Source organism: Pseudoalteromonas sp. Cn5-37 (assembly GCF_021532495.1).
Lineage (GTDB): Bacteria > Pseudomonadota > Gammaproteobacteria > Enterobacterales > Alteromonadaceae > Pseudoalteromonas > Pseudoalteromonas simplex.
On the sequence record NZ_JAKGBA010000028.1, the window covers coordinates 12055 to 27984 of the forward strand.

The 15930-nt window shown below is 38.5% G+C and carries 11 protein-coding genes; 4 read left to right on the top strand and 7 right to left on the bottom strand.

The genetic code is table 11. The features are described from left to right. Window positions 1–4: 4 nt before the first annotated feature. The 7 genes from L1266_RS18960 to L1266_RS18990 form a co-directional block, all read right to left on the bottom strand. Window positions 5–1192: a restriction endonuclease subunit S gene (locus tag L1266_RS18960; RefSeq protein WP_235378131.1), complete on the bottom strand. Its 1188-nt coding sequence runs from the start codon at window positions 1190–1192 to the stop codon at window positions 5–7. Next, a complete protein-coding gene (locus tag L1266_RS18965) occupies window positions 1192–2979 on the bottom strand; it encodes an HsdM family class I SAM-dependent methyltransferase (protein WP_328260756.1) in 1788 nt (595 codons plus the stop codon). Before L1266_RS18965 ends, L1266_RS18960 begins: the two co-directional genes overlap by 1 nt. Before the next feature lie 152 nt (window positions 2980–3131). Beyond that, a complete protein-coding gene (locus L1266_RS18970; protein WP_184426194.1) occupies window positions 3132–3380 on the bottom strand; it encodes a hypothetical protein in 249 nt (82 codons plus the stop codon). 38 nt (window positions 3381–3418) lie between these two features. Next, a complete protein-coding gene (locus L1266_RS18975; RefSeq protein ID WP_235373611.1) occupies window positions 3419–3823 on the bottom strand; it encodes a DUF6262 family protein in 405 nt (134 codons plus the stop codon). A 1-nt stretch (window position 3824) separates the two neighbouring features. Further along, complete coding sequence (locus tag L1266_RS18980; RefSeq protein WP_235373612.1) at window positions 3825–5819, bottom strand: hypothetical protein; 1995 nt, start codon at window positions 5817–5819, stop codon at window positions 3825–3827. Further along, a complete protein-coding gene (locus L1266_RS18985; RefSeq protein ID WP_235378133.1) occupies window positions 5816–8404 on the bottom strand; it encodes a hypothetical protein in 2589 nt (862 codons plus the stop codon). The genes L1266_RS18980 and L1266_RS18985 overlap by 4 nt, the downstream gene beginning before the upstream one ends. Beyond that, complete coding sequence (locus L1266_RS18990) at window positions 8397–9572, bottom strand: tyrosine-type recombinase/integrase (protein ID WP_235378134.1); 1176 nt, start codon at window positions 9570–9572, stop codon at window positions 8397–8399. Before L1266_RS18990 ends, L1266_RS18985 begins: the two co-directional genes overlap by 8 nt. Before the next feature lie 418 nt (window positions 9573–9990). Here L1266_RS18990 and L1266_RS18995 point away from each other — a divergent pair, with 418 nt between their 5' ends. The 4 genes from L1266_RS18995 to L1266_RS19010 are packed head-to-tail and all read left to right on the top strand — an operon-like array spanning window position 9991 to window position 15930. Beyond that, the gene (locus L1266_RS18995) at window positions 9991–10605 is read left to right on the top strand and encodes a restriction endonuclease subunit S (protein ID WP_235373615.1); all 615 of its coding nucleotides are present in this window, start codon (window positions 9991–9993) and stop codon (window positions 10603–10605) included. Between the two features lie 38 nt (window positions 10606–10643). Next, complete coding sequence (locus tag L1266_RS19000) at window positions 10644–12167, top strand: type I restriction-modification system subunit M (protein ID WP_235378135.1); 1524 nt, start codon at window positions 10644–10646, stop codon at window positions 12165–12167. After that, window positions 12157–13392: a restriction endonuclease subunit S gene (locus L1266_RS19005; RefSeq protein WP_235378136.1), complete on the top strand. Its 1236-nt coding sequence runs from the start codon at window positions 12157–12159 to the stop codon at window positions 13390–13392. The genes L1266_RS19000 and L1266_RS19005 overlap by 11 nt, the downstream gene beginning before the upstream one ends. 9 nt (window positions 13393–13401) lie before the next feature. After that, entirely contained in the window at window positions 13402–15930 is a 2529-nt protein-coding gene (locus L1266_RS19010) for a toll/interleukin-1 receptor domain-containing protein (protein WP_235378137.1), read from the top strand.

The window sequence follows — 15930 nt, forward strand, 5'->3', positions numbered from 1 at the left end:
ATGGTCAATCTTCCTTTCTTACATCAATCTGTCCTGTTATGGCCGCAATGATTGAAGCTGAGCGATAATCTATAAGCTTGGATATTGCGTTCTCATGTTGAGCTATCACTTTATCAATTGCTGATACTTTGGTATCTAGATAATCTTTGATTGCTAACTGTTCATGATATGGAGGACAGCAACAAAAGTAGTTTTCTAAATCGCTCTGAGTAATACTTGGCAATGCTGTCTGTGTAGATAGATACCGATATTGGATGGTCAATGAAAAGTAGTACATATATTCAGGGGAGACATTTTTTTCTGGAACGGAATAGAACATTGTATCTACTGTCCAAAATTTTCCATAAACCAAGAGTGGTTTATCAATAGTTCCTTTACGTCCATAAAGTACCGATGGACCATCATGAAGATATTTATTAGCCTTTCTAAATACACCTCCAGAACCATAAACTGGGTGACCATCTTCATAGTCTTGAATTTCAACATGCTTATAGTCAGTGCCATTTTTAATACTGGACATGAATTTCAATCGTTTCACTTCCCAATGTGCGGGAATTTTACCTAAAAAGTGGGTGTCAGATTCTTTTAGTCGAACTTCTGAATCTAATCCTTTAGTTACTGAATGATATATTAATGCTTCACGTTGCTTCTTTAATATTCCTATAATTTCTTTCTTTTTCTTGATCAAATTATCAATTTTGGCCGACTTTTTTTGAATAAAAGAAGCTATTTTATTTTGTTCTTGGAGAGGTGGGTAAGGTAATTTCTGCTGGTTAATAACTTCGACAGATATTCCTGGTTGTGCGGCTGCTGTAGACAAATTTCCAAGGTTCATTACGCGTAACGTTTCACCTAACCAGAATGTGTTAACCTCACGATCTGGGGTTACTACAATCGCGTGTTCAGAAGCCCAGAACTTTCCTGAGGCATAATTAATATTTCCACACAATGCCCCCTGTCGGCCAATTAGTACAAAATCACCATCATGAGTAAAGCTATGAAAACGTCCACGCGTGCCATTTCCTCCGTACACAAGATAGTCACCTGAAGGGTCCATTTCTACGGCTGTAATATTTACACCACTTTTCAAAATCGCCATATGACTTATTTTTATCATATCCCAATGAGAAGGGATTGTAGGAAGCCAGTGTACCCCGGACTCCTTCTTATCATCATATTTGATTTGTTCCATTACAATCCCTTGTTTATCATAGCTATAACGTCTTGCTCTAAAGCCTTAATTTCTCTTTCAAGAAGCTCTAAGTCTCCAGGTTCTTCATAGGTATAAAAGTGGCGACTGAATGAAACTTCATAGCCTACTTTTATTTTGGAGTAGTCTATCCAAGCATCATATCTATATGGCAGAACCTCTTTTGCTAAAAACTTTTCGCAATGATCTTTGGCTAGCTCCAATAGTTTAGAAATGTCTACTTTGCCTTTGTTCTTTTTGGTTTCGTAATCAAGCGGAAGTGGTAAATCAATTAATGGGTTCACTTCATCTCGTTTGCCATTAATTAATATGCCACCTGGAAATGGGATATTCTCGTAATCTCTTAAATCAGAATCAGGCTCAGGTTGCCCCTTAGAATCTAAACAAGGTTGAGCAGTCGGGTCTTTTTCTGCTAACGCACCATTAGAAAGTAGTGCCTTTTTCATTGCCGCATCGAATTTTATTTCTGAGCCAGCAAACAGTTTTTTAAGTTGGTTCTCAATAACTTTTCTATCTTTTACTAACTCACCATTTGCGTATAGTTTTTGGGCTTCAATTAAAATTCTTAGCAGTTCTTCTTGGTCAGCCTTTCCAGCAGCAATTTCATCAGCTATAGCTGCTTTATCTTTGCGTTTAGCTGAAGTAGCTAAGTTTAAGAAAAAGTCAGAGTTTTTGACTCGTTCAATACGCTCATCATTAACAATAAAGTTTAATCTTAGTGGTCTTTCTACAGTAACTTTAAAATAGCCAAAGTCTTGATTATTAAATATTTTTGAAACAAAAATATCTCTATCTTTATCACGCTTTTTATCTTTCGGGCTATCTAAGTTAGTTCCTATTTGATTTAAAGTTCGGGTTACACCATCTTCAAAGTTGGCATAGAGCTTTGTGATTTCAGAGATATGATCGGGTTCGTTTACGTCTCCATTTACTGGACCTTCGCCAATTTTCTTACGCTTGTCACCCAAGCTTTTTTTCATCTTCCACGCATAATCTGTGGCATTGATTAGCTGAACTTTACCTTTTCTTCGAGCTTCTTTACGGTTAGTTACAATCCAGATATAGGTATAAATACCAGTGTTATAGAACATTTGGTCAGGCATGCCGACAATGGCTTCTAGCATGTCATTTTCAATAATGTAGCGTCTGATATTACTCTCACCGCCACCGGCATCCCCTGTAAACATTGGTGAACCGTTAAATATAACGGCTATGCGTGAGCCTCTGCCGCCTTCAACACCGCCTGGTGCAGGTAGCTTGTATGACTTTGGTGGACGTTCCATTTTTGACATCATGTGCATCAAAAATAGCAATGCGCCATCATTAATGCGTGGTAAGCCAGGACCAAACCTTCCGTTGAAACCAAATTGATTGTGCTCTTTTGTTACGTTGTCTTTCTCTGGTTTCCACTCCACGCCAAAAGGAGGGTTTGCAGCCATGTAATGAAACTTTTCATCAGGGTGGCCATCACCATCTGCAAAACCTTCTTTAAACTTCCCAGTGCCTAACGTGTTTCCGTATACAACATTGTTGACATCTTCACCTTTGATCATCAAATCAGAGCCACAAATTGCATATGACTCAGCATTGTATTCTTGACCAAACAACTCAACGTTAGCGTCGCTATTGAGGTCTTCGAGGATAGTGCGTTCTGCTTCAGATAATATGCCACCAGTACCACATGCTGGATCGTAAATTTTAATTACTTTACCGGCTTTATGGATTTGTTCTTCCCCAGCGAAAAGCAAATTAACCATCAATTTAACCACTTCTCTAGGTGTCGAAATAATGTCGTTTTCGACAAATGAAAAATTGTTACCACCCCGTATTTATTGACTTAAAGAGTGGTAACAGTTTTTGAGGAATTTACTCTAAAAACAGGAGTAAATTGAGGCGGGAAAATACAGTTTTGTTACTATTTCTAACGCTTTTTATTGGATTGTGATAACACTGATCCTGCAAGTTCTTTTGTATCTTTATTGTATTTGTCGCTTTGTAGTACCTTTGATGCGAAGTCTTCCATGTCAGCACCTGTTTGCTTACTAGTTCCTTTTTGCGACAAGGCAGAACCAGCTAATTTTTTGGCTGTCTTAGAGGCATTAGGATCGGTTAATGTTTTAGCTGCCTTAGATGCCACGCTTTGGGATGTTTTCTTTGTGTTTTTACTCATAGTAAATACCTCATGGTTGTTAATTAAATTATGAAAATTTAGAGTCCGTGTTTTAGCCGTTCAGCAAAACCATTACGCTCTGCCAATACTTCATCGTACATGTTGTAAACCTGCTGAATATGCTCCCACAACGACTCATTTTGCGTTCTCAAATCGTCAGCTAGCTCCTTATAATCAACGTTCGATTTTTTTAACGATTCAACTTCTTTCTTAAGCTGCTCATTTTCAGTACCAACAGCAATAGACTCAGCCTTGTGTTTCTGACGCTTTTGCGCAGTCTGAATATCTGGGATCTTTTCAGGGTTAAACTTGTAGATTGCAGAATTTGAAATTCCTAATCGTTTCGCAACTTGGCTAACGTTGATTTTTTCATTATTTGCTGCCATTTCAGACAAGGCCGTATCAATTTTGTCTGCCATTGTGATCTCAACTGATTCGCTCATATTAGGCTTCCTTCACTTTTATCGTTAACTGGTCAATGATGATATTGGCGGCTTCAAGGTTGTCGTTTAATGCCGTACTAAATGCTTTTAACCGCAGCTTTATCTCTGACGGAAATTTTTCAAATGCTGCTAATTGCGATTCACATCGCTTTTTAACAACCAGCCAGTGTGGTAAATGTCGAGGTGTTGCAATGTAGCTATCGCACCATACACAGTGGCTTGGATCTGCTACATTACGAACTTTACACTCTGCCCCCTTGGTACAGTAACCATGTGACACGCCTCTAAAGTTGTTGGTATGTTTAGCAGCAAACGTGATCAACTCTTCCATATTTTTGAAGTGAGGTGTGCTTCCGGTAGTAAGATCATCTGCCAGAATCTCAGTCAATTTGGCGATAAATTTTTGTCCGCCTTTTCCTGCTAGTGTGCCGTCTTGTGCAGCGCTCACCATATCTTCCATTGCTTGCGAGATCATAAACTCAGAGAAGCTTTCAGTTAGTCCAATTAACTCCTCCATAGACTCATATCCTCGTTGGCTGTAAACCAACGACATCATGTTCTCTAAATGTTTGTACTGATACTTAATATCGTCTAAATCACCCAATCGATTTGCGACCATAAACCAAGCAAAGGTATGTCTAAATTGATGGGCGGTAAAATTAAAGAAATCGCCTACTTTGTATGGTTTCTTAAACTTTTTATGATTTGAGCTGACGGATTGGCAATTGCACCCCATGCGCTCAAGATCGGCAATATCATGCTCAGTAACTCTAATCGAAAACATTTTGTTTATGTTGTTAAAGCTATTTTTAGTGGACTTAGTATTTAATGAAAACTCGCAGGACTTTTTATGGGGTGACACACCAAACAAAGTTCGATTACTCAAACCAAACTCTAAATTCAACTTCCGCTTTCGTGGCAATAAATCGCTGTGATACTTTAGTAGCAAAGCTGCACGCTCACGGTAAACAGAACAAACTCTTGTGAGCAGTTTTACCGCCCGGTAGGTGACTTCATTCGTGACCCATTCTAAGCTTTGGGTTTCATCTGTTGTTTTAGACAACAACGTCTTGATAAAGTATTTACCGTTTCGCTCAATAGCTGAATCATCAGTTAGTGTCATTGCTTCGCTATAACGCATACCTGTATAACTAACCACAAGCACAAAGGTATATCTGCGAAGATTTTTAATCAGCTCATAATACTCGTCTAATTCAGCAGATTCTGACTCATTTAATCCATCAACGTATGTCGAGTTTTTAAGGTACTTTTTCGGTGCGTATTCAACACCGTCATTGAGTTTTGTTTGTAGGCTTTGCCACTTATCGATGATCTTCTCAACGGTATTAACATGTTCTTCGCTTGCCTTGAGAACTTGCTTCATTATTTGAATCGGAATGACTGAATGTTTGTTTCTGCGTTCTTTTTTTAATAATGTAAATGGGAAAAAATATTCATTCATTAAATCAAAAAACGGCTCGCTTTTAACTACTGAATAAAGCTTCAACCAATAGATAGCTGATAGAAGTGACTGTGCATAAGATGGATGCTTCTTTACATCAGACGCTTGCACCCAGTCCAATATGATATTGCGCAAACGCAATTCTGGCAGTTTGTCTAAGTCACCAAAGCTCTCAATACCATAACGTTCAAGCCACTTAGCAAGGCGCTTAAGGTTAGCAATATTACTACGTATCGTAGTCCATGCAAGCGGCTCCATGCCTTGTCCTGAGCCTTGCGTATACATACCAAGTGCTAGGGCCTTAAGTTGGTATTGATACTTCGGCCCAACACCGTTAAAGGTTACGGATAAATTGTTGCCTTGCGAATACCAAGAATTATCCCCGAACAATGTGATCTGTTTTTTATTAGAGCGGATATATTGCCAAAGCACCAACGGTGTGAGTTCGGCATCAATCGATGAACTATAGGGGTTGATGTTGATAAGTCCATCAATCTTTAAACAGGCATCTACAGCAGTTGAAATTCCTGTCATAAAATATCTCCCACATTCTCTACTGACGTTACTGCAAATGCCCAAAACGGATGCATTCCTTTTTCCGCCATCAGCTCTTTTCCCTTAGTCACTGCCTTCGGGTTTTTAATTGCTACTTGCTCTAATATGTCATCAACTCGCTGATGCAGTGCCGTAATCGCTTCTTGCTGAAATTCATTATTTTCAATATCAGAAATACTGGCCGACATATCTGCCAGCACATAATCTCGATAGCTAAGCAACTGCCAAACATGCTCTGGATCAGCGACTGTTCTGAAGTGCCTGCACCACACACAAGCCAAAAAGTCACTACACCATCCATTTTCCTTACTGCCTGATAGGTGCCGATGTTCTTTACCGTATTGTGAAGCTTCTGCATCGTTACCTTGCGATGCACACTCGCCTGAGGGCGTTTTTTGAGTGCTACCGTCATCAACCATTAACACCTTAATTTCCGGGTCAATTTCTCTACCTGTAAAATAACGCTGCATCACATCTACTGCGGTGTGCAAAGTTTGTTGTGTTTTTTCTTCACTCACTCGTTGGTAGTGCTTGATGAACGTGTCGAAGGTGTGAAGTTTTGCTGATTCATAAGCACGCATTTGCTTTGCTACTTCACGGTAAAGGTGATTTGCACCATTCTTGCGAATGCGCATCGAATCATAATCAACTGTGCAACCAAGTCGCTTTAAAATAGTTTTGATATAAGCAATGATATTGCCTGCCAATACACGACTTACATTCGTTTTTTCTTTGGAGATAAATAGATATTGCCGTGTATGTCCATCTGCAAGGTGGCGATAGTTGTTGGTCAGAGTATCTCTTACATGAACTATGTCACGCATCACACTATTTACAGTTCGCCCATCTAATGAATAGGTGTCGGTGTCATAACCTTTTCTCGGTTTTTGGATCAACACTGTAATACTTTTTTTAGCGGTTGGCAGAGAAACTTCCGTGATATCATTGAGCTCTATGTCCGTCATAGGTGACGTATTCCAACAACTTTTTACTTGGATACGAGCAAAGTACAATGCGATTAATTGCTTTACGTTATCCGTTTCTTTGATCCCTTTTTCAATGTAAAAAATCAGTTCTCGCAATTCTTGATCATTGTATAAATCTTCGATTTTCATTCTTCTGGCGTGACGTTGATGCCGTTTAAATGACAGTTTGAAAGCTTCAACAACGGTCTGACCTGTAATTGCCATTACCCATCTTATTATTTCAAAATAAGATGCTCCCGTTCTTAAGCTTATGGTTTGCCCTTTAACACCAGACTGAATGCGTTGAAACACACTTTTTTGTATTTGGTTTTTGTTTAAGCTAAGGCATTTAAAACCATGCTTTTTAAGTTGCTCTGTATAATCAGGTAATACAAATTTCACCAAAATTCGATTAAGTCTGATGAAGCGACCATGTAAAGTAACCATGCCATAGTTCTTCTCTGGCAAAAGTTCGGTTTCAGATTGATGGATTTCTAATAGCTCGCTCTCAATTTCAGGACACTGCTTCACTAATTCAAAGTAATTAATGTGTCTAAACATCTTCTCTTTTTCAAAATAAAAAGGCAGCAAATGATCAACGTAATCATGGCGATGAATCTCATGCCCAAAGTGCAGCTCTAGCAGTAAAAGCAACTCAGTGAATTGATCTCTTCTTAGTGATGTCTTAGCTTCTTTAAGTAAAGCAAATTCATCTTTCTTGAAGCTATCAAGCCCTTCATCAACAAAAGCACACTTATTCTTGCCAGCGACTATTCGAATGCTACTCATAACAGCAATAAAGCGCCTAGTTATTGACACAACATCATGCTCTAGCTTCCCCCTAAATTTATCTGAGTTAGCAAGCGCTTGGAGCTGTTCAACCAACAGTGGCTCAATATCGTTTAAATCAGTAACGTCTATGCATTTATCATTAATAGTGATCCGAATAACTTGAAAATGATCTGGCTTAAATGCGCTAAGCACCGAGAGTAATGCCGGCTGAAGTACGCAGTGTTTATCTTTAATCGGGTATTCGTTAAAAACCTGTCTAAAGTGCATGGTTGAGTTAAACCATAGCAAACCATACTCATTAAGCTGCTCAGCGACTGAAGGAGATGCTTCACACAACAGTTGTAAACATTTTTGCGCCATTTGTGCGTAAAAGAGTGTGGTGCTTCTTGCAAGCGTTGACCGCTTATCCCACGCACCTATGGCATCGTTAAGCTCTTTACCTAAGCGAAAGCTTTTCCGATACCAATGCAATAAATCAATATTTTTATCAAAAACTAAAACGGTGCTAGGTCTTGAATTGATCTTGGTTAATGCGGTTGCAAAATGAAATAAGCAACGCCTGAATAACACATCATCTTCTGGTTCGATATGTTGTGCCTGTATCTCTAGTTTGAGCCAATAGTCGTCTCGAAATAGCGAGTTAAAATCTTGTATTAAACTTTGGCAATGGCTTCGCAACACTGAATAACGCAGCAAAAGCCGTTTTAGAAAGCTAATGTGTAATTTAATCCGTTTACAGTTTTCGTCAGTTACACATCTGCCTAGCTGCTCTTCCAACTGTGACAAATCAAGCACGGTATCAAGCATCTGCACCTCCTGATTGCTCAGCAAGAAATGCATCTTCTTGTAGTGGAGCAACAAACTCACCAAACAATTTATCTACCCAACTCGCCATTTGCTTATCGAATGTCAGTGATCGAGCGAAATTGATGTACTTCTGAGTTGTTGAAAAATCCGCATGACCCATCAACTGCATCAACTTGTATTGCACAAAGCCAATGGGCAGATTCTTATGGATTAGGAAACCAGCAAGGTTTGTTGCAAAAGTTGAACGTAAATCATGAAAATCACGCTTTAGTGTTTTCCCGAATGGCACTAATTCCTTACGCACTTTTGAGATCACATTGCCGATAGATTTACGAGACATAAAATCACCAGAGCGATTAAGAAACAGCGGTGCATCATCACAGTTACCATGTTCAAGCTGCCACTTAGCTAATCTGTCTTGGTGTTCTTTGCCGTTACGATACTGCCAAAGTGATGTCATCAAGCCTTTTGACACCATTATCGTGCGCTCTTTGTCGTACTTGCCGATTATAGTTACGTAATAAATTGCTTTATTATCCAAGGCAGGATCAACAACATGACTGGCAGTAAAAGTGGCAATTTCTTCCGCACGCAAGCCGCATTGCACGGCTAAATCTACTCGCAATTTAGCACCTTGCTTTGTCAGTTCCTTGCTGGCATAGAGCAGATTCAATTCATCTTGGCTGTAAGGTGATAAACCTTCATCGCCTGATTTCTTTTGCTTATACTTTTTAGGGATCAGCAAATCAGTCGTGGTAATGGTAAAGCCTTTTTCCTCACTCCCGTAGTCGGTAAATAGCAAATCTAAACCGCCATCTTTGCGCTTTTTCTTAATGACTTTGGTTTTATATTTGAATGGCACTTTATCAATTCTGCGTTGCTTTCTTGCCCACTCGTAAAACTGCCTAACATGGTTGATGTATAGGTTTGCCGTATCTCGGTCTATATCCTTTGCTATAACTTGTTCTATAAGGTGCTTGCGATAGCGGTACACAGGAAGCCAATATTTCGCTTTATCACTGTCACTTACGGCATAAACCTCATGCCAGTCCACGTTATTCTTCTCAACCCATTGCAAAAACAAACTCATCGAATTTGCTAATGACTGCACTGTCGTAAGCGACACGCCACCAAGAGGGTTCTTTTTACCGCCACGTTTAGGCGGCATAAAAAGCCCTTTATATCTGTGCTCTAGGAATAAATTGATTTCGAGAGCGTCCTGAATTCGCAATAGCGATAACACTCTAGGGAAGCGTTTCACAATATGATCTTCATGAAAAGCTACAGTATGTAACCCACCCCCATCAGCATTAAGAAAATAAGGGAGACATCCTACATTCACACTTCTGCGTACAACTCTCGGTTTAACGAACACAAACTCACTCCATTTCAATGATGCATAAAAAATAACAAGATACAATTGAATGTCAATCAAAATTAATGGAAATAATGCATCATATTCATACCGCATGAATTGCACCATTTGTATATCGCAAAAAATTTTAGTTATAAGTTATCTTTTTTTGTATGAATATGCTTAAATCTAAAAACTAAGCTAAAACATTCGTGCTTTAGCAACTAAATAAGTGGTTTATATATTTTATAAAAAGGTATCAGCTCCAATGTTTACAATACTTTGCGAGGTTGCTGATGTGTTTGCTGGCTATCCCTTTAGAGGAACTATTCCTTCTGATGAAAATGGGGATGTGCACGTAATCCAAGTTAGAGATACACGCGCTACAGGAGAAGTTTTTCAGGATGAAATGATTAAAGTAATACTTCCCGGTAAAAAGGCGCCAAATTGGCTACGTTCCGGTGATGTGCTGTTTGTTGCTAAAGGTGTAAAGCATTTTTCTGCTTTAGTTGAAGACTTGCCAGTAAAAACAGTCTGCTCCCCACACTTTTTTTTGATACGAGTAAAACCTGAGTATCAAAATCGAGTGAAACCTGAGTTTATCTGTTGGCAATTAAATCAGCTACCAGCTCAGCGCTATTTCAGAACCACCGCTGAGGGGTCGTTGCATTTAAGTGTGCGTAGGCAAGTACTAGAGAACACCCCGCTAAAGCTGCTAGATATTAAAGACCAACAACTTATCGCAAATATGCATAAGTGCGCTATTAAAGAGCGCTCAGCATTACTTCAACTGATTGAAAATAAAGATAAAGAACAAGCAGCAATTGCATTAAATTTACTGAATTAAGATGTTTATAATTAACTAAATTAAGGTATGTCACGACTATGGAAACAACTATAAATCAAATCAATCAGGACGATATTAACAAAGCGGTGTGGAACGCCTGCGACACCTTCCGTGGTGTGATCAGTGCCGATACTTATAAAGACTTCATCCTCACCATGCTGTTTTTAAAGTACATCTCTGATGTTTATAAAGACGAATACAACAAATTAGTTGCGCAGTATGGTGATAACCCTGAGCTTATTCACGCCATGATGTCGAAACAGCGCTTTGTACTGCCAGAAGGCGCAAGTTTTTGGGATCTATATGAAAAGCGTTATGAAGCAGGCAACGGTGAGCGAATCGATAAAGCCTTACACGCTATTGAAGAAGCCAACGGCAGTAAGCTTAAAAACGTATTCCAAGACATCAGTTTTAACACTGACCGCTTAGGCCAAGAAAAACAAAAGAACGATTTACTTCGTCACTTGTTAGAAGACTTTGGGAAAGACATTTTAGATTTAAGCTCAGAGCGTGTGGGTAGCTTAGACATCATCGGTAATGCCTACGAATACCTTATCAAACACTTTGCGGCTGGCAGTGGTGCTACCGCTGGTGAATACTATACCCCGCCAGAGGTCTCAACCCTTTTAGCAACGGTTTTAGAGCCAATTGAGGGCGACCAAATCTGCGATCCATGTACAGGAAGTGGCTCGCTGCTTTTAAAATGCGGTGCAATGGTGCGCAAAAACTCTGGCTCTAAAAAATACGCATTATTTGGACAAGAAGCGATAGGTTCAACTTGGGCGCTCGCCAAAATGAACATGTTTCTTCACGGTGAAGATAACCACCGTATTGAATGGGGCGACACCATACGTAACCCACTACTAAAAGAAAAAGACGGAAACGGCTTACTGCACTTTGATGTGGTGACAGCCAACCCTCCATTTTCACTTGATAAGTGGGGACATGATGATGCCAGCAACGACCCTTATGGGCGCTTTAGACGTGGTATTCCGCCAAAAACTAAAGGTGACTATGCGTTTATCAGTCATATGATTGAGACCCTAAAACCAGAAACGGGTCGCATGGGCGTGGTAGTGCCACATGGTGTGTTATTTAGAGCATCTAGCGAAGGTAAAATTCGTAAGCAGCTGATTGAAGAAAACTTGCTTGATACCGTTATTGGCCTACCTGAAAAGCTGTTCTTTGGCACAGGTATCCCAGCCGCTATTTTGATATTTAAAAAGCACAAGACCGACAACAACGTATTGTTCATTGATGCCAGTCGTGAGTTCAAATCAGGCAAAAACCAAAACCAATTAACTGACGAAAACATTCAAAAGATCATCGACACCTACAAGGCTCGTGAAAGCGTTGACAAGTACGCATACCTTGCCAGTTTTGATGAAATCAAAGAAAACGATTTTAACCTCAACATCCCACGCTACGTTGATACCTTTGAAGAAGAAGCAGAGATTGATTTAGTAACAGTGCGCACCGAGCGTGTTCAGCTTAAAAATGAGCTGCAAACTCTCGAAGTAGAGATGGAAGGCTACTTAAAGGAGTTGGGTTATGGTGCCTAATGGATGGGAAGTAAAAAAATTTGGTGATCTCTTTAATGTAAAATCAGGTTTTGGCTTTAAACACTCTGAATACGCAGATTCAGGTACACCTTTAATAAAAATAGATAACGTATCTCACGGATATGTAAAATGGAACAATGTTAGCTATTTACCTGATAGCTATCGAGAAGACTATTCAGATATTTTATTGAAAGAAGGTGACTTGTTACTTGCTTTAAATAGACCAATTACCCAAGGAAAGCTTAAGCTTGTTAAATTAACTAAGAGTGATGTACCTAGTATTCTTTATCAAAGAGTTGGTCGTATCGATTTCAAAACAAATGACTTAGAAAAAGATTTTTATCTTTATCTACTTGATACAGCCATCTATAGGTTTGTTTCTCATAAAGCGATTGGCTCTGATCAACCATTTATTAGCACAACTGAATTAAAAAAGTTAAATATTGTTAAGCCTCCTCTTCCTGAACAACGCAAAATCTCCAAAATCCTATCTACTTGGGATAAAGCAATTAGCACCACTGAGCGCCTAATCGACAATAGCACACAGCAGAAAAAAGCACTCATGCAACAACTGCTCACAGGCGCTCATACCCAACGAAAGCGCCTACTTGATGATTCAGGTAAACCGTTTGAGGGTGAGTGGGAAGAAAAACGCCTTTCAGAATTAGGGGATATTTACTCTGGTGGAACACCGAGTACAGCAAAGCCTGAATACTGGGATGGTGATATTAATTGGGTTACACCTACCGATATTACTAAGCAAGATAGTATTTATATTGAGTCAACTGCTCGGCTAGTCTCTATGGACGGTATTAAAAACAGCTCTGCAAAACTTCTCCCTAAGGGCACACTGCTTGTTTGTACTCGTGCAACGATAGGTGAAATGGCAATTGCAAGTCATGAAATGAGCACCAACCAAGGTTTTAAAAACATCGTTCCAAATGAGAATACAAATATTGAGTTTGTGTATTACCTTTTAAATTTCTATAAGCATAAACTAATTAGCAAAGCGAGTGGCTCAACGTTCTTGGAGCTTTCCAAGAGTGCTTTTGAAGGACTGTACTTTTATGTTCCCGAATATCAGGAGCAGAAAAAGATAGCAGCAGTATTACTGAATGCTGATCGTGAAATCGATGCATTGCAACAACAGCTTGCTGACTTAAAACAAGAAAAGAAAGCCTTGATGCAGCAATTGTTAACTGGCAAAAAACGAGTATTAATTTAAGGAAGAATAATGGCAGTAAAAGTATTTATAAGTTATGCACACAAAGATGAGCAATTTAAAGACAGTTTAGTCGAGCACATGTCTGGGTTAGTTAGAGCGAATGTTGTAAGTGAATGGAATGATAGAAAAATAGTACCCGGTCAAGATTGGAGTGACGAGATTTCTGAAAACTTAGCCTCGTCAGAAATAATTTTATTTTTAATTAGCTCTTCTTTTATGAATTCTGACTATTGTATGGGCGTTGAAGTGCAAAAAGCACTTTCAATGCATAAGGAAGGCAGAGCACAACTAATTCCTATAGTTATTAGAGCTGTTGATTGGTCTGATTCAGAGCTTTCGAAAATACAAGGGTTGCCAAAAGATGCTGTACCTATTGCATCTTGGGGTAACGAAGATGAAGCTTGGGTGAATGTTATTGGAGGTGTTAAAAAGCACATCCAAGAGTTTAAGCCTAAATTACACCCAATTAAAAAAGCTAAAGCACAAGGAGTGCAATTAACTGATAAAGCGAGTTCTTGGCTCAGTGATACCGAAATAGTGCTCACACATCGTAAAGTTAACCAAGTAAGTTTAGATGATATTTATGTTGTTCCAGATGTTGAATTAGATAGCTCCAATGATTTAGTAGACATAAAGCCAGCAAAACATTTATTACAAAATCTTGGTCATCACATTATATCTGGCGAAGAGCAACAAGGTAAAACTTCGCTTCTAAAATATCTATACAAAGAGTTACTGAAACTATCATTTCTTCCAGTCTATCTTGATGCATTAAACATAAAAAAAGCGTCCGCTGAGCAAGAAATATCGAGGGCATTAACCGAGCAATATGAAAATCTCACGTTTGAAGGCTTTAATAAAAATGAAAAAGCTGTCGTTCTCATCGATAACATTGATGAAATTGGCCTAAATAAAAAATTCAAAAGCAAATTTCTTGAAGAGATAAATCAAACAACCGACAACACTTTTATAACTTGTCATAGTTCATATACGTTTATTTATGGTGATATTCCCGCTCTAGATGAACATGACCGAATCGAATTGATGGGGCTTGGGAACAAAAAAAGAGAGGAATTAGTTCAAAAATGGATTTCTCTTGGTGTTGAAGAAAGCATTGAAGAAGGTGAACTTTACGCTAAATGTGATGAACTTAAGGCTCGACTTAATATTGTCATCAAAAAAAATATTGTCCCGCCAAAGCCAATATACGTCTTGATGCTATTGCAGATGTTTGAAGCAAATGCGCAACTTAACTTAGACTTAACATCATATGGTCATTGCTATCAGCAGTTAATTTACCAATCATTTGATAAAGCGAATATTGATAAACAAGATTTTGATAAATACCTCAATGTACTAACGGAATTGGCTTGGGAAATTTTTCAACATGGCTCCGATCTCAACATTCATCAGATTGAAGAATTTTTTAAAAATTACAGCGAAGTCTATTTGCATGTTGATAAAGAAAAAGTACTAAGAAAGCTTGTTGGACACTCAATTTTATCAAGCAACGGTATTAATGTTGGCTTTAAATACCCTTATATTTACTACTTCTTTGTTGGCAAAAAAATTGCCGAATCATATAGAGATAGCGAAGAAACCCAAGCCAAAATTCAAGATTTATTAGAAAGACTCCATAGAGAAGACTTTGCAAATATTCTAATCTTTATTACGCACCACACAAAAGATTCGTGGGTTTTAAATGAAATAAAGTCGATATTAACTTCATTATTTGATGATCAAAAGGAAGCTACTTTAGATAAGGAGCAGCTTTCATTTATGTCTGAGTTTATGAAGGCTATCCCTGAATTAATTATTGAACAACGTGAAATTCAAAATGAACGTGACAAGCAAAATGAACGTTTAGATCAAATGGAACGAAATTCTGATGATAAAGATGAAGTTGAGCTGGATATATTAGCCAATATCAACAAAACCTTTAAAGGTATGGAGATTGCGGGACAGATTATTCGCAATCGACATGCAACACTTACTCGTGATGCAATGGAAGAATTAGCTAAAACAGGAGCGAATGCTGGTTTAAGGTTTTTGGAATATTTTATTAAGATCTCTGATACAGCGAAAAAAGAAATCGTTAAGTTGATATCAACTCACTTATCTGAACACCCAAATTTGACAAATAGAGAGATTGAAAAACAAGCAGAAAATGCGTACCTACATCTTACTTATGGCGTAATAAATGGTATCACAAGGAAAATTGCATCTTCTGTAGGCTCGAAAGAAGCTTTGGAAGTTTACAGAGAAATGGAAACAAATGTTGGTACACCTGCTTTCCATTTGATACGACAAGCAATCGAACTTCAGTTCAATAAATCTATAAATATTGAACACATTTCTAGCTGCGTTAAACAACTTAAAGACAATCAAGTCTGCCTTAGAATTTTGAAAGAAATGGTAATTCAGCATATTTACCTTTTCCCTGTGGACTATAAAGAGAAACAACAATTGTCGCACCTTTTAGGAATATCAGTGCAAGGACAGCGATGGATGGATACGAAAAAAACAGGGAAAGGCTAA